Origin of the sequence: Winogradskyella marina (genome assembly GCF_015645385.1) — a bacterium.
GTDB lineage: Bacteria > Bacteroidota > Bacteroidia > Flavobacteriales > Flavobacteriaceae > Winogradskyella > Winogradskyella marina.
Genome location: NZ_JADOET010000002.1, coordinates 392,890 through 414,471, shown reverse-complemented (window position 1 = coordinate 414,471; position 21,582 = coordinate 392,890). Strand labels below are relative to the sequence as shown.

The 21,582-nt window shown below is 34.5% G+C and carries 21 protein-coding genes; 15 read left to right on the top strand and 6 right to left on the bottom strand.

Features of this window, described 5'->3' with window-relative positions; all coding sequences use genetic code 11:
• Positions 1–8: 8 nt before the first annotated feature.
• Entirely contained in the window at positions 9–2,021 is a 2,013-nt protein-coding gene (locus tag ITJ86_RS04975; protein WP_195870502.1) for a fumarate reductase/succinate dehydrogenase flavoprotein subunit, read from the bottom strand.
• A 15-nt stretch (positions 2,022–2,036) separates the two neighbouring features.
• A complete protein-coding gene (locus ITJ86_RS04970; protein WP_195870501.1) occupies positions 2,037–2,708 on the bottom strand; it encodes a succinate dehydrogenase cytochrome b subunit in 672 nt (223 codons plus the stop codon).
• Between the two features lie 311 nt (positions 2,709–3,019).
• Between ITJ86_RS04970 and ITJ86_RS04965 the strand changes: the two genes are divergently transcribed.
• Positions 3,020–4,312: an aminopeptidase P family protein gene (locus ITJ86_RS04965; RefSeq protein WP_195870500.1), complete on the top strand. Its 1,293-nt coding sequence runs from the start codon at positions 3,020–3,022 to the stop codon at positions 4,310–4,312.
• 89 nt (positions 4,313–4,401) lie between these two features.
• Positions 4,402–5,325, top strand: coding sequence for an EamA family transporter (locus ITJ86_RS04960; protein WP_195870499.1), 924 nt, complete (start codon positions 4,402–4,404; stop codon positions 5,323–5,325).
• 67 nt (positions 5,326–5,392) lie between these two features.
• On the opposite strand, the gene ITJ86_RS04955 is transcribed toward ITJ86_RS04960, so the two are convergent.
• From ITJ86_RS04955 to ITJ86_RS04945, 3 genes are read right to left on the bottom strand one after another with little or no spacing between them, the layout of a single operon-like run.
• Complete coding sequence (locus ITJ86_RS04955) at positions 5,393–6,097, bottom strand: DNA adenine methylase (protein WP_195870498.1); 705 nt, start codon at positions 6,095–6,097, stop codon at positions 5,393–5,395.
• On the bottom strand, positions 6,094–7,401 hold the full coding sequence (locus tag ITJ86_RS04950) for a branched-chain amino acid transport system II carrier protein (protein WP_195870497.1): 1,308 nt from the start codon (positions 7,399–7,401) through the stop codon (positions 6,094–6,096). Before ITJ86_RS04950 ends, ITJ86_RS04955 begins: the two co-directional genes overlap by 4 nt.
• Positions 7,402–8,955 (bottom strand): serine hydrolase, encoded by a 1,554-nt coding sequence (locus ITJ86_RS04945; protein ID WP_195870496.1) that lies wholly within the window; start codon positions 8,953–8,955, stop codon positions 7,402–7,404.
• Positions 8,956–9,060: 105 nt separating this feature from the next.
• Between ITJ86_RS04945 and ITJ86_RS04940 the strand changes: the two genes are divergently transcribed.
• Both ITJ86_RS04940 and ITJ86_RS04935 read left to right on the top strand, forming a co-directional pair.
• Positions 9,061–9,846, top strand: coding sequence for an alpha/beta fold hydrolase (locus ITJ86_RS04940; RefSeq protein ID WP_195870495.1), 786 nt, complete (start codon positions 9,061–9,063; stop codon positions 9,844–9,846).
• Between the two features lie 68 nt (positions 9,847–9,914).
• Positions 9,915–10,157: a hypothetical protein gene (locus ITJ86_RS04935; RefSeq protein ID WP_195870494.1), complete on the top strand. Its 243-nt coding sequence runs from the start codon at positions 9,915–9,917 to the stop codon at positions 10,155–10,157.
• A gap of 295 nt (positions 10,158–10,452) precedes the next feature.
• Here the strand turns inward: ITJ86_RS04935 and thiL are convergent, their stop codons facing one another.
• The gene (gene thiL / locus ITJ86_RS04930; protein ID WP_195870493.1) at positions 10,453–11,505 is read right to left on the bottom strand and encodes a thiamine-phosphate kinase; all 1,053 of its coding nucleotides are present in this window, start codon (positions 11,503–11,505) and stop codon (positions 10,453–10,455) included.
• Positions 11,506–11,779: 274 nt separating this feature from the next.
• On the opposite strand from thiL, the gene ITJ86_RS04925 reads away from it, so the two are divergent.
• The 11 genes from ITJ86_RS04925 to ITJ86_RS04875 all read left to right on the top strand — a co-directional run bounded on the left by ITJ86_RS04925 (position 11,780) and on the right by ITJ86_RS04875 (position 21,579).
• Positions 11,780–12,019 (top strand): hypothetical protein, encoded by a 240-nt coding sequence (locus ITJ86_RS04925; RefSeq protein ID WP_195870492.1) that lies wholly within the window; start codon positions 11,780–11,782, stop codon positions 12,017–12,019.
• A gap of 136 nt (positions 12,020–12,155) precedes the next feature.
• Positions 12,156–12,485 carry a HesB/IscA family protein gene (locus ITJ86_RS04920; RefSeq protein ID WP_195870491.1) on the top strand — a complete coding sequence of 110 codons (330 nt, stop codon included), beginning with the start codon at positions 12,156–12,158 and terminating at the stop codon, positions 12,483–12,485.
• Between the two features lie 15 nt (positions 12,486–12,500).
• Positions 12,501–13,949, top strand: a complete 1,449-nt coding sequence (gene sufB / locus ITJ86_RS04915) for a Fe-S cluster assembly protein SufB (protein WP_195870490.1) — start codon at positions 12,501–12,503, stop codon at positions 13,947–13,949.
• A 60-nt stretch (positions 13,950–14,009) separates the two neighbouring features.
• Complete coding sequence (locus ITJ86_RS04910) at positions 14,010–14,417, top strand: hypothetical protein (RefSeq protein ID WP_195870489.1); 408 nt, start codon at positions 14,010–14,012, stop codon at positions 14,415–14,417.
• A gap of 4 nt (positions 14,418–14,421) precedes the next feature.
• Positions 14,422–15,174 (top strand): Fe-S cluster assembly ATPase SufC, encoded by a 753-nt coding sequence (gene sufC / locus ITJ86_RS04905; RefSeq protein ID WP_195870488.1) that lies wholly within the window; start codon positions 14,422–14,424, stop codon positions 15,172–15,174.
• A gap of 152 nt (positions 15,175–15,326) precedes the next feature.
• Positions 15,327–16,640 carry a Fe-S cluster assembly protein SufD gene (gene sufD, locus ITJ86_RS04900; RefSeq protein WP_195870487.1) on the top strand — a complete coding sequence of 438 codons (1,314 nt, stop codon included), beginning with the start codon at positions 15,327–15,329 and terminating at the stop codon, positions 16,638–16,640.
• Between the two features lie 154 nt (positions 16,641–16,794).
• Complete coding sequence (locus ITJ86_RS04895) at positions 16,795–18,009, top strand: aminotransferase class V-fold PLP-dependent enzyme (RefSeq protein WP_195870486.1); 1,215 nt, start codon at positions 16,795–16,797, stop codon at positions 18,007–18,009.
• A 46-nt stretch (positions 18,010–18,055) separates the two neighbouring features.
• Positions 18,056–18,877 carry an META domain-containing protein gene (locus ITJ86_RS04890; protein ID WP_195870485.1) on the top strand — a complete coding sequence of 274 codons (822 nt, stop codon included), beginning with the start codon at positions 18,056–18,058 and terminating at the stop codon, positions 18,875–18,877.
• 33 nt (positions 18,878–18,910) lie between these two features.
• Positions 18,911–19,333, top strand: coding sequence for a SufE family protein (locus tag ITJ86_RS04885; protein ID WP_195870484.1), 423 nt, complete (start codon positions 18,911–18,913; stop codon positions 19,331–19,333).
• A gap of 70 nt (positions 19,334–19,403) precedes the next feature.
• Entirely contained in the window at positions 19,404–19,730 is a 327-nt protein-coding gene (locus ITJ86_RS04880) for an iron-sulfur cluster assembly protein (protein WP_195870483.1), read from the top strand.
• Between the two features lie 13 nt (positions 19,731–19,743).
• On the top strand, positions 19,744–21,579 hold the full coding sequence (locus tag ITJ86_RS04875; RefSeq protein ID WP_195870482.1) for an ABC transporter ATP-binding protein: 1,836 nt from the start codon (positions 19,744–19,746) through the stop codon (positions 21,577–21,579).
• Positions 21,580–21,582: the final 3 nt, after the last annotated feature.

Below are 21,582 nucleotides of genomic sequence, written 5' to 3'. Positions count from 1 at the left end.
TGTCTTTCTTATTTGTATGAACGTTGTTTCAGTTCAATATCTTTAAATTCTAATTCTTCTTTATGTAAAACCGCATCAGCTGGTTCTCCTTTATATTCCCAAGCTGCTACAAATGCGAAATCTTTATCGTTACGTTTGGCTTCACCTTTTTGAGGACCATCTAATTCAGCTGATTCTTCTCTAAAGTGTCCACCACAAGATTCAGCTCTCATTAAAGCATCCTTAGCAAACAATTCACCTAACTCTAAGAAATCAGCAACACGACCCGCTTTTTCAAGTTCAGGATTCATTTCATCTGCAGTTCCAGGTACTGAAACTTCTTTCCAAAACTCTTCTCTTATGGCTTTTATTTCCGCCATTGCTTCAGTTAAGCCTTTAGCGTTTCGAGACATTCCTGCTTTGTCCCACATTACTTTTCCTAACTTTTTATGGAAATAATCTACAGATTTTGTGCCTTTATTATTCACGAAGAAATTAATTCTTTCGGTAACTTCTTTTTCTGCTTCCTCAAATTCTTTAGAATCCGTTGAAATTGCTCCGGTTCGAATATCAGATGACAAATAATCACCTATAGTATAAGGTAGTACAAAATAACCATCAGCTAAACCTTGCATTAATGCCGAAGCTCCAAGTCTATTAGCACCATGATCAGAGAAATTTGCTTCACCAATACAGTAACATCCAGGAATTGTGGTCATTAAATTATAATCAACCCAAACTCCACCCATGGTGTAGTGAACCGCTGGATAAATCATCATTGGCGTTTCATATGGATTTTGATCTACAATTTTCTCATACATCTGAAATAAGTTACCATACTTAGCTTCTACAATAGCCTGACCTAGTTCTTTTATTTTCGCTGGACTAGGATTTTGTATGTTATGAATCTTAGCTTGCTCTTTCCCATAACGTTCAAAAGCAGAAGCGAAATCTAAATATACAGCTTCACCAGTAGCATTAACACCATAACCAGCATCACAACGTTCTTTGGCAGCACGCGATGCCACATCACGAGGTACTAAGTTACCAAATGCAGGATAACGTCTTTCTAAGTAATAATCACGTTCATCTTCTGACAAATCAGTTGGTTTTTTACGACCTTCTCTAATTGCCATAACATCTTCCATGTTTTTAGGTACCCAAATACGACCATCATTACGCAATGATTCTGACATCAACGTCAATTTCGATTGGTAATCCCCAGAACGTGGAATACATGTTGGGTGAATTTGTGTATAACAAGGATTCGCAAAATACGCGCCTTTTTTATGTATTTTCCAAGCTGCAGTTGCGTTAGAACCCATAGCGTTTGTTGATAAGAAATATACATTTCCGTATCCACCTGAGCCTACAACAACAGCGTGTGCTGAATGTCTTTCTATTTCACCTGTAATTAAATTACGTGCAATTATACCTCTTGCTTTTCCGTCTACAACAACAACGTCTAACATTTCGTGACGGTTAAACATTTCTATTTTACCACGAGCAATTTGTCTATTCATTGCTGAATAAGCTCCTAATAATAACTGTTGTCCGGTTTGTCCTTTTGCATAAAATGTTCTAGAAACTAAAACACCACCAAACGAACGGTTGTCTAATAATCCACCATAATCACGAGCAAAAGGAACACCTTGTGCCACACATTGATCAATAATATTAGCAGACACCTCAGCCAAACGGTAAACATTAGCTTCACGCGAACGGTAATCACCACCTTTTACAGTATCGTAAAATAAGCGGTAAGTAGAATCACCATCACCTTGATAATTTTTTGCGGCGTTAATACCTCCTTGCGCTGCAATAGAGTGTGCTCTACGAGGAGAATCTTGATAAGCAAAGGCTTTTACATTATAGCCTAACTCCGCTAAAGTTGCGGCAGCCGAACCACCTGCAAGTCCTGTACCAACAACAATAACATCGATATGACGTTTGTTAGCCGGGTTTACTAGGTTAATATTGTTCTTATAATCGGTCCACTTATCTTTAATTGAACCCTTTGGTACTTTTGAATCTAAAGCCATATTTAGATATGTTTTTTAGTGATTAAAGTGATGAAATAATGCAATAAATATAAATCCTAATGGGATTATAATTGCGTAAGCTTTTCCAAATCCTTTTAATCCTTTTGTGTATTTATTATTTGCCCCAACTGATTGAAAAGCTGAGCTAAACCCATGTAATAAGTGCAATGCTAAGAAAACAAAAGCAATTACATAAGCTGCAACTCGAAGTGGATTTTGAAATTTCTCAACGAGTTCATGAAAATATCTGTACTCACCATTATGTAAGCCAGACATGTCACCAACAATATACTTGGTGTTAATTTCTGGAATCCAAAAATCAATAAAGTGTAAAACGATAAAAGCTAAAATAGCTGCTCCACTCCAAATCATGTTTCTGCTCATCCATGTAGAATTTGCTGAACCATTATTTTTAGCATAAGAGATATTTCTTGCTTTGTTGTTTTTAATTTCTAATACAAAGCCCATTATAAAATGGAAAATAACACCAAAAATTAATACGGGTTGCATCACATACTGAATAACCCAAAATGTTCCCATAAAGTGAGAAACATCGTTAAAAGTATCTGCGCTAAATACAGATAATAGGTTAATTGCAAAATGTTGTAATAAGAAAATCATTAGGAAGAAAGCCGAAAGTGCCATGGCAAATTTTCTTCCAATCGTAGAATTTAGAATTCCGCTCATTGTAGTTCTAATTTATTTTAGTCTAACAAAGATACTGCGCAATTAACTTTTTCCCAACTACGCTGCGTGATAATTAATTTATTTAGAATGAATTTAATTAGAACATTGTTTGTTTTGAGGGCTTTAAAGCTCTCACATTAAAAACAAACTTCACAAAAATCTCTTAAAATTTATTAGATTATGGCTTTGAACTTTTGCTTACAACTTTGTTTCCTTACTTTTGATTCCCATTAATTTTTTCAAAATTTCACAATTCTTAAACAGTTTATTTTAGACTGTGTTTAGTGTGATATAACATAAATTTTCTCAGAATGAAATACGATTTAATAGACAACCAACTTTTTATAAAAAACCGAAAAAACTTTATGGCTCAGATGAAGCCTAGCAGTTTAGCTGTTTTTAACTCTAATGATATTTACCCAATTGGCGCAGATAGCACAATACCTTTTCAACAAGACAGGAATATATTTTACTTAAGTGGCGTGGATCAAGAAGAAAGTATTTTAGTACTTTTTCCAGACTGTCCAAACCCAAGACACCGTGAAATTTTATTCTTAACAGAAACAAACGAACATATTGCCGTTTGGGAAGGTGAAAAACTTACCAAAGAAAAAGCTTTAGAAACTTCTGGTGTAAAAACCGTGTACTGGTTGCAAGATTTCGATAAAATAATGAAAGAAATCATGTCTCAAGCAGACACCATCTACATCAATACTAATGAGCATTACCGTGCCAATGTTGCCACCGAAACACGTGAAGCGCGTTTTAACAAAAAAATAAAAGCACAATTTCCAGCCCATAAAGTTGAAAAAAGCAACCCTATTTTACAACGTTTACGTTCTGTAAAAGATCCTTTGGAAATAGACATTATGCAACAAGCTTGTAACATTACAGAAAAAGGATTTAGACGTGTTTTGAAATTCACAAAACCTGGCGTTTGGGAATATAATCTGGAAGCAGAATTTATGCATGAATTCCTTAATAATCGCTCAAAAGGATTTTCTTACACACCTATTATTGGCTCTGGAAACAACGCTAACGTTCTACATTACATCGAAAACAATCAACAATGTAAAGCAGGCGATTTAATTCTCATTGATGCTGGTGCAGAATACGCTAATTATTCTAGCGATATGACACGTACAATTCCGGTTTCAGGAAAATTTAACGACAGACAAAAAGCCGTTTATAATGCCGTGAATCGTGTAAAAAATGAAGCTACAAAACTATTAGTTCCTGGAACCATTTGGGCAGATTACCATGTAGAAGTTGGAAAATTAATGACGTCAGAACTCTTAGGTCTTGGCTTGTTAGATAAAGCTGATGTTCAAAACGAAAATCCAGATTGGCCAGCATACAAAAAATACTTTATGCATGGCACATCACACCATATTGGATTAGACACGCATGATTACGGAATTTTAACCGAACCAATGCAAGCTAATAACGTCTTTACCGTTGAACCAGGAATCTACCTTCCAGATGAAGGTTTTGGTATTCGTTTAGAGGATGATGTGGTCATTCAAGAAACAGGAGAACCTTTTAATTTAATGCGTAATATTCCTATTGAGGTCGAAGAGATTGAGGATATTATGAACTCGTAAATATAATTATCATAAAATATTAAAAACTTGTAAGCTCATCATGTAGCTTGCAAGTTTTTTATTTAATATTGATACCTAAACTAAACGGTATGAAATTGACTAAAGAACGTCTTTATATACTACTATCATTTTTTTCAATTTATGTCATTTGGGGCTCTACCTATTTATTTAATAAAATATTAGTGAGTCAATTAGCACCATTATATGCTGCTTCGATTCGGTTTATTTCAGCAAGTATTTTAATTTTTACAATTGCCAAGTTTCTAAAAATACCTTTAAAAATTACAAAGATTCAAATACGAAACACAGTAATTGCTGGCTTTTTGTTTTTAACACTGGGAAATGGCTTAGTTGTCTGGGCACTACGATCTGTTGACAGCGGTTTTGCTGCTTTGGAAATTTCAGCGCAACCTTTAGTGGTCTTAATTCTATTGCGAATATTTGAAGGCAAAAAAATACAACCGATGTCTATTTTAGGTGTCATCATTGGGTGTATTGGTATTTACTTATTAGTCAGTCAACGCGAAATGATCAACCAAGAAGGCATGGTTACCGGAATGATTATGCTTTTTATTTGCATGCTAAGCTGGGCTTTTTGTAGCCTTTTTGTTTCAAAAGCCGACTTACCCTCCAACTTTTTTGTGAATACAGGCTACCAAATGTTATTTGGAGGCTGTATATTATTAATTGGCAGTCTTGTTACCGGAGAAGAACGGCTCCCTTTCTCTAGCTGGAATACTGAAATCATCTACTCTATGGGAATGCTGATCGTTTTTGGAAGTATTGTTGCTTTTACAGCTTTTAATTATTTACTAAGTAAGGTGTCTCCAGAAAAAGTAGCAACCTCAACATATGTAAACCCAATTGTAGCTCTACTATTAGGGTGGTACTTTTTAGACGAAACCTTTTCACTACAATCCATAATTGCTGCAGCAGTTTTACTTACCGGAGTGTATTTTATTAATACAAAAAAGACCATTACGCTTTTTAAGCGCTTCAAGAAAGAAATTTAAATATAGCGATGAAACTCCCTGATAATAGACTTTGAGACTTACAAAAACAATAAATCCGTTATACCTTTTAACCTTCAAAAACAAACAACCGCTCTAAAGCGACCTTAGGCGCTAAATTCTCAGCATGCCATGAAAAAGTAGTTTTCGCTGGCTTTTCCCAAACACACTTAAAATCTTCTGGCGCATTATATTCACTCACAAAAACCTGATGACCAGCTCTACTTTGCTGCCTGCACCACTCCCAGAATTTTTCATGATTAAAGCTATCGCGATACTTCGTTGTAGATGCATAAGGAGGATCACAATAAATAACACTATCGTCAGGTATTATCAATTCAAGATAAGATTTACAAGATAAAATTACCCCTTCAAGATTAGGCACTTGTTTGGTGATATTACGGTAATGCTCACCCCAATAATCCCGCTTACCTTCCTTATCGCGCCTGTAACCCGCAAACCATTTTCCCCCAAAAGAATTAAACCCAACGTAAGCGACCATGTGTTTTGGATATTCATCTTGGTTGTATTTTATATGTCTGTAGTCTTCTTCACTAACGGATTGTGGTGGATCCCAATTATCGTAGATTAAAGCTTGCCACATTGCCATGAGTTCTTGGTGTTGATCGTTTGCAATTCGGATACCATCAACCTTATCAATCATATTCATGCCACCTGCAAAAGGTTCAAGATAGGTTTGATTCTCTTTTCTATCTTTCAGAATTATTGGCAATAACGCTTTTGCAAAACGCGCCTTACTTCCCATGTACTTCATATGCTCTTCTTCATTTTTAATTCTACACCAACCGAAATAATAAACACTAAAAATGCTGGCAACACCCAACCCAAACTTTGGCTTGAAAGTGGAATATAGTGCGTTATAAACCCTAAAGTTTCAGACGGACTCATAAACCCTATGACATCAGGAATACTAAATAAGATAGTGATAAATACAACGGCTCTAAAGACTAAAGGTGTTGCAATCTTTTCTGGTAATACATTTAATAAAATTAATATAATCGTAATTGGATAAATAAATAATAATACCGGAATAGCCACTACAATAATTGAATTAAAATCTAGCTGACCAATAGCAAAACCTAGGACACTCGCCAAAATAGCCGTGATACTATAAACCGTTTGAGAATTATTAAGCAATCCTTTAAAATAATCGGCCGTACCTGCTATTATTCCTATGGCTGTTGTAAAGCAAGCTAATGAAATTAAAATACTTAAAACAGTGTTTCCAAAATCACCTAAAGCTGAAATACTAATATCACGAAGTAAATTAGCGCGTTGCATATCGTTACTGAGTTCTGCATTAATATTAATTTCAGAGCTGTAATAAGCACCAACAGAAATTAATCCTGCATAAATAACAAACAAGCTAAAACCTGCAATAAAACCAGATTTTCTTATTAGCGTCCGCTTAGAACTGTAGATTTCTACAGCCATATTTTTAAAATTCAACGATACGATGATTACAGCTCCGACCACAACAGCTCCAATAGCGTCAAAGGTTTGATAACCTTCTAAAACACCTATTGAAAATGGAGTTTCAAATTGCGAAATCCCTGTATTGAATTCCGTTGAAAACAATCCAATTCCTATAACAGCCAATAGCATTATAACAATAAAAGGAGTTAGAAACTTACCAATGAGACCCAATATTTTTGAACGGTTAAGTACAAAAAGGAGGACCAATGAAAAATAAATTGCACTTGTGAGTGTAGATGAAGTTCCAAAGGTCGGAAATATTGCAATTTCGTGGGTTGCAGCAGCTGTTCTTGGTGACGGAATGGCAATAGCAATAATATAAATAAGGATGCAATACACTAAACTAAAGATTGGTGATACTTTTTTACCAAAATCAAATAATGTGCCTTGTAATCTGGCATGTGCAAGAATCCCAAGAATAGGAATGACCACTGCCGTAATCATAAAACCGATAGTTACCAAAAACCAATCGTCTCCCGCGTTATAACCTAGTAATGGTGGAATCAACAAATTTCCTGCTCCAAAAAACAAGGAAAACATTCCAAAACTAGTGATTAAAAGTTCTTTCCGTTGTATCGTCACCTAGTTGGTTTTCTTGAGTTCTAAATCCCCAAAATCGAAACTAAAATCGGTAATTGGAGCAATATAATCCATGGTTGCAGAAATGGCTTCGCCTTTTTCATTGAAGGTAAATTTCACATACACATCTGCATCATAACTTCTGTCATTCCATTTCGCTACAAAAGTAGTAGCGTTTAATGGTAATAACTCACCAAACAATCTAGACGACCGTTTACTTTTTATGAGGTACCCTTTTTTTGTGTCGTAAGAAATATTTACATCACCAAACCAATCGTCCGTGTAAGTTCCTACAATGTGCTCTGGTTTTGGGAGTGATTTAAGTGTTTTTGCCTTTTCAACTTTAGAAAACACTGCTGTTTTTATGCTGTCGTTATATGTAATATAATCTGCATTTCGTTTGCCATACTTTTCTAACCAATTTCGGTTTTCATATCCTAAATAAGAATCCTTAATCGTATTTGTAATGGTATTAAATGCAGAGCCATTCATTTGATTGGTTAAAACCACAATACCTAAATCTAAATCTGGAATCATAGTAAATTGTGTTACTGTTCCTAACAAGCCTCCTGTATGATACACTTGCTTATGCCCACCTTTTACATCTGCCACAAACCAACCTAAGCCATAACCTTTAAAATTAGAATCGTAAGAATCGTTTGAAGAAACACTTAATGGTGTTTGTAATTGCCAAAGCTCATGAAATTGTTTTTTACTCAATAGACGCTCTCCATCTTTTGTTACGGCATCGTTCATTAAAAATTCTGACCACCTTAACATATCTGGCACATTACTCATAATACCTCCTGCCGGATTTGCAGTTTCACTCCAATCGTGTGGAATCTGAATAAGCTTACCGTCTGCCATAGTATGAGCATCAATAATATTCGATTTATCAGTTACTCTGTTATAAGATGCTTTACTACTTGTCATTCCAACAGGCTTCATAATTTTGGTTTCAATAAAATCTTCCCAAGTTAATCCGCTTACACGTTTTAAAACTTCACCTGCAATAATATACATATTGTTATTATACTTAAACTCACTTCTAAAGGAGCTTTCAGGTTCCAAATATTTCACATTGGCTATAATATCATTGACAGTAAAATCACTGCCTTCAGGGAAAAACATTAAATCTCCAGCACCTAAACCCAAACCACTGCGATGAATTACCAAATCTCTAACCGTAAATTCTTCGGTAACCCATGCATCGTGCAATTGAAACTCTGGTATATGTTGACGCACTTTATCATCCCAATTTAACTTTCCTGCATCTACCATCATGGCTAATGCAAAACAGGTAAACCCTTTACTATTAGAAGCAACACCAACTAAAGTTTCATCGTTCATATCCTTTCTATTGGTTAATGAACGCACACCATGACCTTTTGAATACACAATGTCTCCATCCTTAAAAATACCAACAGAAATACCAGGTACTTCAAACGTAGTTAAGGTCTCTTCTATAAGTTTATCGAGCTGTTGTTCTTCAATTTGCGCATTTAGCAAAAACGTGAATATTATAAGTAATGCGGAAAGTAGACGTTTTAAAATCATTCGTTATTTAATTTAGTTTGTTCCGATAGCTATCAGAATTCAAAGATACTAAAATGTTGTAATGATTAATAAGCAGAAATGCTTTCAAAATATATCTTTGCAAACATGATTTTAGACTATAAAAATAGTAGCATACATTATACAGTTGAAGGTAAAGGTGATCCAATTATTCTACTTCATGGGTTTCTTGAAACTATAGATATGTGGCAAAATGTAATTGCTGATTTTTCAGAAACACATCAAATTATTTGTATTGATTTGTTAGGTCATGGCAAAACAGATTGTATAGGTTATGTGCATACCATGGAGGCAATGGCAGATGCCGTTTTAGCGGTTTTAGAACATTTGGAGATTAAAAACGCTCATGTTATAGGCCATTCTATGGGAGGCTATGTGGCGTTGGCTTTGGCCGACAAGAAACCAGACCTTTTTAAGGGACTCTGTTTAATGAACTCTACCTATAAAGCTGATGACAAAGCCCGAAAATTAATTAGAACACGTGCATCTAAAATGGCACAAGAAAATTATGACGTCTTAATAACCCTCTCATTTGCTAATTTATTTACTCCCGAAAGTAAAGACACCTATAATTCCGCGTATGATAATGCACTTCAACTCGCCTTACAAACTCCATTACAAGGCTACATAGCAGCCCAGGAAGGCATGAAGCTTAGACCGAATCGCTTCGAAGTTCTTAAAAACTTGAAATGCCAAAAATTAATTATTATCGGTAAAAAGGACAGTCTTATAGATAGCTGTCAACTCATAAAGGAGATTAAAAATACAGATATAGAATTTGTAGAATTTTCAGAAGGCCACATGAGCCATATCGAAAACGAATCAGATTTACCTTACAATTTATTGCGTTTTGTCGAAAATTTACACCCTTAAACGTTTTGTTTTAATTTATTTTCTAAGTTTACAACAGAGTTCGAAAAATAAATCGTAAACAACCTATTATGACACCTACCAAAATCTACTGTGATTTATTTGGCCATAATTACCAAATTACCAAAAAAGTCACTAACCACGTAAAAGAGTACACTTGCAAATGCTGCAAAAAACAATTGACAACTAACAGCAATGGACGACTTACAGAACTAACCGCTAAACATCAAGAAATTAATTCGGCATTAGAACGTATTTATAACAATAAACTGATGCGTTTGAAGCAAAAAACACTCAGTTCGTCGATTTATTAAATGTTCATAACTTTATAGTAACTAATTTTCTTATATTTAAAAACCCTATAAAAATGATAGAATCACTAAGAAAACTAGTTAATGAAAAACATTTATTGCTCATTATTTGGCCACGATTATCAAGTGTCCAAAAATGTTACTTATCATGTTAAAGAATATAAGTGTAAAAATTGTAAAACCGAAATGACCATTAATGGCAATGGTAAATTTGTACCCTTAACACCAAAATTTAAAGAAATTAATAGTGTATTACATCGTGTACACAACAAACGTTTAGAAAAAGGTCAAAGGCTTTTTATGCTTGATCTTTAAGCGCATTCCACCCTTTTGCTATAATTGGTATTTTTTCTTCGGCTCTGGTCACTAAGTACATACCTCTGTCTTCCTCTGTCATATATCCAATAACCGTTAAATTAGGATTGCCTTTTATTTTTGGAAAATCGTCTTGTGAAATTGTCATTAGCAATTCATAATCCTCACCACCATTTAAAGCAATTGTCGTACTATCTACATTAAATTCCTCGCAAGTAGAAATCACTTGAGGATCTAGAGGGATCTTTGTTTCATACAGATCTACACCAACTTTACTTTGTTTACACAAATGCATAACTTCAGAAGAAATGCCGTCGCTCACATCTATCATACTTGTTGGTTTAACATCTAATTCTTTCAACAACTCCACAATATCTTTTCGAGCTTCCGGTTTTAACTGTCGTTCTATGATGTAGGTGTACATTGATAAATCGGGTTGATTATTCGGATTCACCTTAAACACTTCCTTTTCGCGTTCTAGCACTTGCAATCCCATATATGCACCACCAACATCACCTGTTAACACTAATAAGTCATTTGGTTTTGCACCAGATCGCAATACTTCATTTCCTTTTTCAACGGCACCAATAGCAGTCACAGAAATAATTAAACCAGAGGTTGAAGACGTCGTATCACCACCAACAACATCTACATTGTAAAATTTAGCTGCGGTTGTGATACCTGCATACAATTCCTCTAAAGCTTCTAAAGGAAAACGATTAGATACAGCTATAGAGATTGTTACTTGTGTCGCTACAGCATTCATAGCATAGATATCCGATAGATTAACCACTACAGCCTTATAACCCAAATGTTTTAAAGGAGCATAACTTAAATCGAAATGGACACCTTCTACTAACAGGTCTGTAGAAACGACCACTTGTTTTTTATCAAAATTTAAAACTGCTGCATCATCACCTATGCTTTTTATAGTTGACTTTTGAGTCACTTTAAAATGATCCGTTAAGTGCTCAATTAATTTAAATTCTCCTAATTCACTCAAAGGAGTTCGCTGTGGGTTTTTATCTTCAATCATATTGCAAAAATATTATGCTTTTTTATAATAGACTGTATGAATGGAATTATTTATTTCTTACGAACCTAAAATTAAATAATTCATTTGATGTAAAGTTACGCAGCATCTTGGTGTTCTGCTATGTTTTAATCTTAAGTTATTTATAAAAATACCATATAAAATTTGTGTAATAATAACCGAAATCTGAAATAAACGTGCATTTCATCGAAAAATTAGGTATTTTAACACGAATTAAGTTTCATTTTTTAAATTGCCCTCCCCTAAATCAATGAAAATGAGACCTACCTCAACTGAAGCTTTACCTTGCGCCGTTTTTGGACACAACTATGTAAGATCCAAAACCAATTTAGATCATACAATTGAAATGACATGCTCACACTGCGATACTGTGGTTGTCACAGATCAACACGGAAACTTTGAAAACCACACCGTTGCTAATAGTCAAATCACAGATGCCTTACAAGAATTGTATAGACTTACAAGGCGTTTTCCAAAAACAAAAGTAGCTCTATAATTCTACTTTCCTTCGGCTTTATCCCTTATAGCCACACACTATGAAATCATATACTAATATAATGTTAGTACCTATGGTAAAACCTTAGTTATATCGTATATTTGCATTCTATTTAGAACTAATCTAGTTAAACGATATGATTAAAGTCTCTGAACATGCAAAAAAGAAAGTCATAGAACTTATGACTGACGACGGCTACAACCCAAGCACAGACTACGTTAGAGTTGGTGTTAAGAGTGGTGGTTGCTCTGGCTTATCTTATGATTTAAAATTTGATAAAGCACAAGCTGAAGACGATAAAGTTTTTGAAGATAATGACATTAAAATCATTGTAGACAAAAAAAGCTTTCTCTATCTCATAGGCACCACTTTAGAATATTCAGGAGGTCTAAACGGAACTGGTTTCGTTTTTAACAACCCAAATGCCAACCGAACTTGCGGTTGCGGTGAATCATTTTCACTTTAAAATTAAAATAAAGACATGTCAAAATATACTGAAGACGACTTAAGGGAAGAATTAAAAACCAAAGAATACGAATATGGTTTTTACACAGATATTGAATCTGAAACCTTTCCTGTTGGATTAAATGAAGAAATTGTAATTGCCATTTCTAAGAAAAAAGAAGAGCCAGAATGGATGACCGAATGGCGTCTTGAAGCTTTTAAAGTTTGGAAGGAAATGACTGAGCCAGAATGGGCAAATGTACATTACAAAAAACCAGATTTCCAGGCTATTTCGTACTATTCGGCACCAAATAGCAAACCAAAATACGATAGTATCGATGAGGTTGATCCAGAATTATTAGCCACTTTTGAAAAATTAGGTATTTCATTAGACGAGCAAAAGAAATTAGCTGGTGTGGCAATGGATGTTGTTGTCGATTCTGTTTCAGTAGCTACAACATTTAAGAAAACCTTAGCCGAAAAAGGCATTATTTTTATGAGTATTTCTGAAGCCATACAGGAACATCCTGAATTGGTAAGAAAACACCTCGGAACTGTGGTACCACAAAAAGATAATTTTTATGCGGCTTTAAATTCTGCTGTATTTAGTGACGGTTCGTTCTGTTACATTCCAAAAGGTGTAAAATGTCCTATGGAATTATCAACGTATTTTAGAATTAACCAAGCAGGAACCGGGCAGTTTGAAAGAACTTTAGTCGTTGCTGATGAAGGTAGTTATGTTTCTTACTTAGAAGGTTGTACAGCACCAAGCCGCGATGAAAACCAATTACACGCAGCAGTTGTAGAGCTTATTGCCTTGGATGATGCCGAAATAAAATATTCAACCGTTCAAAACTGGTTCCCAGGAAATGCAGAAGGTAAAGGTGGAGTTTATAATTTTGTAACGAAAAGAGGACTTTGTGAGAAAAACGCAAAAATTTCTTGGACACAAGTTGAAACAGGTTCTGCTGTTACATGGAAATATCCATCTTGCGTCTTAAAAGGTGATAATTCAGTTGGCGAATTTTATTCGATCGCTGTCACTAATAATTATCAGCAAGCCGATACTGGTACCAAAATGATTCATTTAGGTAAAAACACAAAATCGACCATTATTTCCAAAGGTATTTCCGCTGGTAAATCACAAAACTCGTATCGTGGATTGGTTCAAATCAATTCTCGTGCTGAAAACGCACGTAACTTTTCACAATGTGATAGTTTACTAATGGGAAATGAATGTGGAGCACATACCTTCCCTTATATAGAAGCTAAAAACAAAAGTGCCATGATTGAGCACGAAGCCACAACAAGTAAAATCGGTGAAGACCAGTTATTTTACTGTAATCAAAGAGGTATCGATACCGAAAAAGCGATTGCATTAATTGTGAATGGCTTTAGTAAAGAGGTTCTCAATAAATTACCAATGGAATTTGCTGTTGAAGCTCAAAAATTATTGGAAATTAGTTTAGAAGGTTCTGTAGGATAACCAACAGTGTTATTCCTGCGAAATCAAGAATCCAAATAAATATAGGATTGATTAAATATTATGAAGAAAATAAATTTAATTATTGTTTTAGCCTTAGTGATGTTCGCTTGCAAAAACGAAACAAAACAAGATGTTAATCTCGAGGATAACCGAGCAAAATCTTACGATCAAAATGATGGCTTTATAACCGTGAAAGGGGATTTTGTTTATTTCGCAGATGCTGCGGTTTTACAAACTCCAAAAGAAATCTATGGTGTGGTTATCGATGATAATATGCACGCATTAGCTGATCAAGTTAAAGCCTATAAAAAAGAAGCCACTGACATGGTTCCCGTAACCGTAAGAGTTAGAAAATTTGAAAAAGATTCTCTGGAAGAAGGCTGGCAATACAAAGTAGAAATAAAGGAAATATTAAAGGTGGAAGCACCAGATCCAAATAAAGAAGACGTTATAAAATTAGCAAACTAAAATTATGTTAAAGATCAATAACTTACATGCAAATGTAGAAGATAAAAGTATATTAAAAGGTATAAATCTTGAAGTAAAACCTGGTGAAGTACACGCTATTATGGGACCAAATGGTTCTGGAAAAAGTACATTAGCTTCTGTAATTGCAGGTAAAGAAGAATACGAAGTTACCGAAGGAAACATCATGTTAGAGGATGAAGATATTGAAGAATTATCGGCAGAAGAACGTGCTCACAAAGGTGTATTTCTATCGTTTCAATACCCTGTAGAAATTCCTGGAGTTAGTGTAACTAATTTTATCAGAACAGCTATAAACGAAACGCGTAAAGCAAAAGGTTTAGAAGACATGCCTGCAAAAGACATGTTAAAAATGATTAGAGATAAATCAGAACTCTTAGAAATTGATCGTAAATTTTTATCACGTTCATTAAACGAAGGCTTTTCTGGTGGTGAGAAAAAACGAAATGAGATCTTTCAGATGGCAATGTTAGAACCAAAATTAGCCATCTTAGATGAAACGGATTCTGGTTTAGATATCGATGCACTTCGTATTGTAGCCAATGGAGTTAACAAATTAAAATCTAAAGACAACGCTGTAATAGTGATTACACACTACCAACGTTTATTAGATCATATCGTTCCTGATTTTGTTCACGTTTTACACGAAGGTAGAATTGTAAAAACAGGAGGAAAAGAACTAGCTCACGAATTAGAAGCTAAAGGTTACGATTGGATTAAGGAAGAGGTTAACGCTTAAATAGTTGTCAGTGGTCAGTCTTCAGTTGGCAGTTGCTGACTCAATTCTGATTACTCTTGCTATAACACTCTTTCAAATTAAAATTAGAAACAACTTTTCGTCATTAGTTAAAAACTGAAGACTGAAGACTGTGGATTGAAGACTGAAAAAAAATGGAATTAAAAGAAAAATTAGTATCGTCATTTATGGCATTCGAGGACACTATAGACGTCAACTCATCCATACATGATATTCGTACTGAAGCTATAAAGAATTTTGAAGCTGAAGGCTTTCCTTCTAAGCGTTTAGAAGACTGGAAATACACATCGTTAAATTCGGTTTTAAAACACGATTACAGTGTGTTTCCAAAATCTGAAAATGACATTGAGTTTAAAGATATAAAACCTTATTTCTCGCATGATATTGATGCTTATAAAATCATCTTTATCGACGGAAAATATGCATCACATTTATCGCAAACCACACACGATGGTTTAGATGTTTGCTTAATGTCTGCTGCTTTAACCAAACCAAAATACAAAGTAATTATTGATAATTATTTCAATAAAATTGCTTCAAAAAATGGGATATCGTCTTTAAATACCGCGTTTTCTTACGAAGGAGCTTACATCAACATCCCAAAAAATAAAGTGGTTGATAAACCCATTCAAATTATACACTTTTCAACAGGGAACGAAGCTGCAGTCATGTTACAACCGCGTAACTTAATTATAGTCAATGAAAATGCACATGTTCAAATTATTGAGCGTCATCAAAGCTTAACAGATAATCCTGTTTTAACCAATTCGGTAACTGAAATTTTTACCAACAAACGTGCTATTGTTGATTATTACAAAATTCAAAACGATAGACAAAGTGCCTCATTAATTGACAGCACTTTTATCAACCAAAAACAAGAGAGTTTAGCCAAAGTGCACACCTTTGCTTTAGGTGGAAAATTGGTGAGAAATAATCTAGAATTCTATCAAAATGGTGAGCGTATTGATTCTACCATGAAAGGCATCACTATTATTGGAGACAAACAACATGTAGACCACAATACTTTAGTGCATCATATAGAACCTAATTGCGAAAGTCACCAAGATTACAAAGGTATTTTTGATGATAAAGCAACTGGTGTTTTCAACGGTAAAGTTGTTGTTGAAAAATTAGCTCAGAAAACCAATGCGTTTCAGGCAAACAATAATATCTTATTAAGTGATAAAGCGACCATAAACACCAAACCTCAACTCGAGATTTTTGCAGACGATGTAAAATGTTCGCATGGTTGTACAATTGGACAGTTAGATGAAAGCGCCATGTTTTACTTACGTTCTCGTGGTATTCCTGAAAAGGAAGCTAAAGCCTTATTAATGTTTGCTTTTAGTAATACTGTTTTAGATTCTGTAAAAATACCTGAGCTTAAAGATAGAATCACTAAGATTATCGCTGAAAAATTGGGAGTTAATATTGGGTTTGACTTATAATTAATACGAGTCTAAAAATGTCATAATTTTCACCCCAATAATGAATAAAAGCGCATATTAAACCTGTAATAGGTTAAGTTCTATTTGAGATTTTGAAACACTTCAGACCTCAAAGGTTTCTGAAACCTTTGAGGTTTTAAATTTAAAGAAATAAATGTTAGACGTACAAAACATAAGACAAGACTTCCCCATCCTAAACAGAACCGTGAACGGGAAACCACTTATATATTTTGATAATGCAGCAACATCACAAACCCCTCAACAAGTTATTGATGTCATTGTAGATTATTACAGCAATTATAATGCTAATATTCACAGAGGTGTGCATAGCTTAAGTCAAGAAGCTACGGATGCCTATGAGCAGTCGCGTCTTAAAATTCAGAACCATTTTAATGCCAAGCACAGTCACGAAATTATTTATACGGCTGGTACTACTCACGGTATTAATTTAGTGGCCAACGGCTTTTCGTCACTTTTGAAAAAAGGCGATGAAGTTATTGTTTCAGCTTTAGAACATCACAGTAATATTGTACCATGGCAAATGCTTTGCGAACGTACAGGTGCAAGTTTAAAAGTGATACCCATGAATGACCATGGCGAATTAATTCTTTCAGAATATGAAGCCCTTTTAAATGATAACACCAAGTTGGTTTTTGTAAATCATATTTCAAATGCTTTAGGGACTATCAATCCTATTGAAAAAATCATTGAGAAAGCACATGCTGTTGGAGCGGCAGTTTTAGTGGATGGCGCACAATCTTGCCCACATATAAAACCCGATGTTCAAGCTTTGGATGTTGATTTCTATGTCTGTTCAGCTCATAAAATGTGTGGCCCAACAGGAGTTGGTATGTTGTACGGCAAAGAAGCATGGCTTAATAAATTACCACCTTATCAAGGTGGCGGCGAAATGATTGCAGAAGTCTCGTTTGAAAAAACCACTTACGCAGGTTTGCCACATAAATTTGAAGCTGGCACACCCAACATCTGTGGTGGCATTGCTTTTGGTGCTGCTTTAGATTATATGAACAGCATTAGTTTTGATGCTATTGCCAACTATGAAAACGAACTTTTAGACTACGGCACTTCAGAATTACTAAAGATTGAAGGTTTAAAAATTTACGGTACTGCCAAAGAAAAAACCTCTGTAATTTCGTTTAATGTTGGGAACATTCACCCTTATGATATTGGAACCATTTTAGATAAAATGGGCATTGCAGTACGTACAGGTCATCATTGTGCACAGCCTATTATGGATTTCTATAAGATTCCTGGGACAGTACGTGCTTCCTTTATGTTTTACAATACCAAAGAAGAAATTGATACGTTTATAACTGCACTAAAAAAAGCAGTTATGATGTTGTCCTAAACTTTGGCACTAAAAGTGTATCTTATTCTGTATAAAACTTTAAAAGATGAAATTTATAATAAGCCTATTTACACTTTTAATAACGGTTACGTCTTGTGATACGTCTAAAAAAGCGGTTGAAAACAATAAGAAAATGCGAGAAACACTTTCAGGAACCTATTATATAACGCAAGTTGGAAGTATTGATGTTTCTGCCAACAAAATTGCTATTTCTTTTGATGCTACAACAAATACAGTCAATGGATTTGCAGGTTGCAATAGTTTTTTTGGCAACTATTCTATAGAACATAACAGTATCAGTTTTGGAAGTATTGGCGCTTCAAAAAAATTGTGTCAAAAAGAAATTATGTCTATTGAAAATGCAGTGCTAAAAGCATTACGTACGGTAAACTCATTTTCAATTGATCAAAATGCCGTTTCATTATTAGAAAACGATACCATCCTAATCAAGGCCTCATCGACCTCAGTGGTTTCTAAAAAAAGTACAACATCAAAAGACACATATAAAACTGCTGTTAAATACCAAGCCTCAACAAGAGGATCATTCGATTTTATATTAATATCTCAAAATGGCATTTCGATTTCAAAAGATGCAGGACTTCAAGATATTGAAAAACACGCGATAGATGCCGCTCAATGGAAAGAACTTAAAACCTTAATAGAAGATGTGGATGTAGAATCACTTCAAGAATTAAAAGCGCCTTCACAAAAACATCAATATGATGGAGCGCTTCATGCTACTTTAGCCATACAAATAGGTGATGTGGAATATATAACACCAACATTTGATCATGGAAATCCACCAAGCGAAATTGAAACATTAGTTAATAAAGTGTTATCCATAAAAGAAAAAACCATAAAACAGTAGCTATTTTGTAATTTTGCAATAAACAATAAGATTATGACCATAGAAGAAGTACAAAACGAAATTATTGATGAGTTTTCTATGTTTGAAGATTGGGAGGAACGTTACCAATACATGATAGATTTAGGTAAAGACTTACCTTTAATAGACGAAAAATATAAAACTGAAGATAACATTATAAAAGGTTGCCAGAGTAAAGTTTGGGTTCATGCCAATATGGTAGACGACAAAGTAAACTTTACAGCAGATAGCGACGCCATAATCACCAAAGGCATTATTGCGATTTTGATTAGAACATTTTCTAATCAGCACCCAGCAGCAATTATCGAAGCCAATACCGATTTTATTGATAAAATTGGCCTAAAAGAACACTTATCACCAACTAGAGCCAATGGCCTAGTAAGCATGATAAAACAATTAAAACTGTATGCTATTGCATACCAAACACAACTGAGTTAAGTTATTTGTTGTAAAGTCGTTGATTCGACTTCGACGAAACGACAAACAACCTAACGACAAACATTATATTATGAGCGACACAACTATAGACACAACAGTATTAGGAGAGAAAATTCTTAGAGTTATAAAAACCATTTACGATCCAGAAATTCCTGTAGACATCTACGAATTAGGCTTAATCTACGATGTATTAATAAACGAAGATTACGAAGTAAAAATATTAATGACCTTAACAACACCAAACTGTCCGGTAGCAGAAACCTTACCATTGGAGGTTGAAGAAAAAGTAAAATCTATTAATGAGGTTAAGGATGCTGAAGTCGAAATTACTTTCGATCCGCCTTGGTCTCAAGAATTAATGAGTGAAGAAGCAAGGTTAGAGCTTGGAATGCTTTAACTAAAACCAATAAATGCGAAGACGTACACCTACTTCTTTAAAAGACGACAATAAAACGAGTATTAAATCGTCTTTTAATGCCTTAGTTTATATTCCGAGGTTTTTTAAAGAAATCTGGAAAGTAAACAAAGGACTCTTTCTATTATCTGCATTTTGTAGACTTATTGGCGCATTGCTTCCTGTTGTTATTTTATGGGTTGGAAAACTCATTATTGATGAAATCATTTTACAGATTTCGTTAGATGTTCCTGATTATAACTCACTCTGGACCTATGTAGCGATGGAGTTTGGTTTAATTATCCTTTCCGATTTAATCAGTAGAGCCATTTCATTAACTGATGGCCTACTTGGCGATGAGTATAATATTGCTACTTCCGTAACTATCATTAAAAAAACCAATCAGATTAATATTAGTTTATTAGAAGATTCTGAGTTTTATGATAAGCTAGAACGTGCGAGAACACAAACCACAGGGCGTGTTGCACTAATGTCTAATGTTTTAGGGCAAGCGCAAAGTGCTATTTCTATTGCAACACTTGTGGCTGGTTTAATTTATTTTGAACCGTATTTAATTATCCTGTTGGTACTAAGTATTATTCCTTCGTTTATAAATGAAGTCCGGTTTAGTCAACGTCAATATTCTTTAGCACGAAGCTGGACCTCTGAACGACGCGAATTAGATTATTTAAGATTTATAGGAGCTAATGATAAAACCGCAAAAGAAATTAAGCTTTTTGGCTTAACCGATTTTGTTGTAGATCGCTTTAAAAATCTGTCCGAAGAATATTATCAACTCAATAAAACCCTTTCTATTAAACGGTCTGCCCTAGGCTTTTTGTTTAATGTTTTAGGGTCTTTAAGTTATTACGGAGCGTATGTTTTTATAATATATCGTGTGCTTTCGGGAGCCATTACTCTTGGTGAATTAACGTTTTTATCAGGATCGTTTAATCGCTTAATGCGAAACCTTCAAGATTTCTTTTCAAAATTTACACGGATTTCTGAAAGTGCTCTATACTTAAAAGATTATTTCGATTTTATAGACATTTCAATTGTTTCAAAAGTGAAAGAAGATATGCCGCTTCCTAAACAAATTAAAACAGGGTTTGAGTTTAAGGATGTTCGGTTTGCGTACCCTAATTCGGAAGTTGAAATTTTAAAAGGCATCACGTTCAACCTAAAAGCAGGAGAAAAATTAGCCTTTGTTGGACAAAATGGTGCTGGAAAAACCACGTTAATAAAATTATTATTGCGTTTTTACGAACCCACTTCTGGTGAAATATTATTAGATGGCACCAATATTAATCGTTTTAATATTGCAGAGTATCAAGAATATTTTGGAGTTATTTTTCAGGATTTCTTTAGGTATGAATTTACCGTTAAAGAGAATATCGCCATTGGAAATATTGACGAATTAAATAACCAAGATAAAATTATAAACGCGGCAGAATTAAGTTTGGCTAACGAAGTGGTGTCAGAACTAAAACATGGATACAATCAGCAATTAGGAAAGCGTTTTTCTAATGGCCAAGAATTATCTGGTGGACAATGGCAAAAAGTGGCTTTGGCCAGAGCATATATGAAAAGTGCCGAAGTTATGATTTTAGACGAACCAACCTCAGCATTAGATGCACGAGCAGAAAGTGAAGTCTTTGGTCGGTTTATTGGTTTAACCGAAGGAAAAACAAGTATTATAATTTCGCACAGATTTAGTACAGTTCGCCAAGCAAATAGAATTTTAGTTTTAGAACATGGAAAGGTTTTAGAAATTGGAACACATGAAGAACTTGTGGCAAAGCAAGGTTTATATTCTGAATTGTTCACCTTACAAGCTGAAGGCTATCAATAAACA

What these genes read in the sequence shown, in the direction of transcription:
- ITJ86_RS04975 (WP_195870502.1), bottom strand. Translation starts at nt 2,021, where the DNA reads ATGGCTTTAGATTCAAAAGTACCAAAGGGTTCAATTAAAGATAAGTGG.
- ITJ86_RS04970 (WP_195870501.1), bottom strand. Translation starts at nt 2,708, where the DNA reads ATGAGCGGAATTCTAAATTCTACGATTGGAAGAAAATTTGCCATGGCA.
- ITJ86_RS04965 (WP_195870500.1), top strand. Translation starts at nt 3,020, where the DNA reads ATGAAATACGATTTAATAGACAACCAACTTTTTATAAAAAACCGAAAA.
- ITJ86_RS04960 (WP_195870499.1), top strand. Translation starts at nt 4,402, where the DNA reads ATGAAATTGACTAAAGAACGTCTTTATATACTACTATCATTTTTTTCA.
- ITJ86_RS04955 (WP_195870498.1), bottom strand. Translation starts at nt 6,097, where the DNA reads ATGAAGTACATGGGAAGTAAGGCGCGTTTTGCAAAAGCGTTATTGCCA.
- ITJ86_RS04945 (WP_195870496.1), bottom strand. Translation starts at nt 8,955, where the DNA reads ATGATTTTAAAACGTCTACTTTCCGCATTACTTATAATATTCACGTTT.
- ITJ86_RS04940 (WP_195870495.1), top strand. Translation starts at nt 9,061, where the DNA reads ATGATTTTAGACTATAAAAATAGTAGCATACATTATACAGTTGAAGGT.
- ITJ86_RS04935 (WP_195870494.1), top strand. Translation starts at nt 9,915, where the DNA reads ATGACACCTACCAAAATCTACTGTGATTTATTTGGCCATAATTACCAA.
- thiL (WP_195870493.1), bottom strand. Translation starts at nt 11,505, where the DNA reads ATGATTGAAGATAAAAACCCACAGCGAACTCCTTTGAGTGAATTAGGA.
- ITJ86_RS04925 (WP_195870492.1), top strand. Translation starts at nt 11,780, where the DNA reads ATGAGACCTACCTCAACTGAAGCTTTACCTTGCGCCGTTTTTGGACAC.
- ITJ86_RS04920 (WP_195870491.1), top strand. Translation starts at nt 12,156, where the DNA reads ATGATTAAAGTCTCTGAACATGCAAAAAAGAAAGTCATAGAACTTATG.
- sufB (WP_195870490.1), top strand. Translation starts at nt 12,501, where the DNA reads ATGTCAAAATATACTGAAGACGACTTAAGGGAAGAATTAAAAACCAAA.
- ITJ86_RS04910 (WP_195870489.1), top strand. Translation starts at nt 14,010, where the DNA reads ATGAAGAAAATAAATTTAATTATTGTTTTAGCCTTAGTGATGTTCGCT.
- sufC (WP_195870488.1), top strand. Translation starts at nt 14,422, where the DNA reads ATGTTAAAGATCAATAACTTACATGCAAATGTAGAAGATAAAAGTATA.
- sufD (WP_195870487.1), top strand. Translation starts at nt 15,327, where the DNA reads ATGGAATTAAAAGAAAAATTAGTATCGTCATTTATGGCATTCGAGGAC.
- ITJ86_RS04895 (WP_195870486.1), top strand. Translation starts at nt 16,795, where the DNA reads ATGTTAGACGTACAAAACATAAGACAAGACTTCCCCATCCTAAACAGA.
- ITJ86_RS04890 (WP_195870485.1), top strand. Translation starts at nt 18,056, where the DNA reads ATGAAATTTATAATAAGCCTATTTACACTTTTAATAACGGTTACGTCT.
- ITJ86_RS04885 (WP_195870484.1), top strand. Translation starts at nt 18,911, where the DNA reads ATGACCATAGAAGAAGTACAAAACGAAATTATTGATGAGTTTTCTATG.
- ITJ86_RS04880 (WP_195870483.1), top strand. Translation starts at nt 19,404, where the DNA reads ATGAGCGACACAACTATAGACACAACAGTATTAGGAGAGAAAATTCTT.
- ITJ86_RS04875 (WP_195870482.1), top strand. Translation starts at nt 19,744, where the DNA reads ATGCGAAGACGTACACCTACTTCTTTAAAAGACGACAATAAAACGAGT.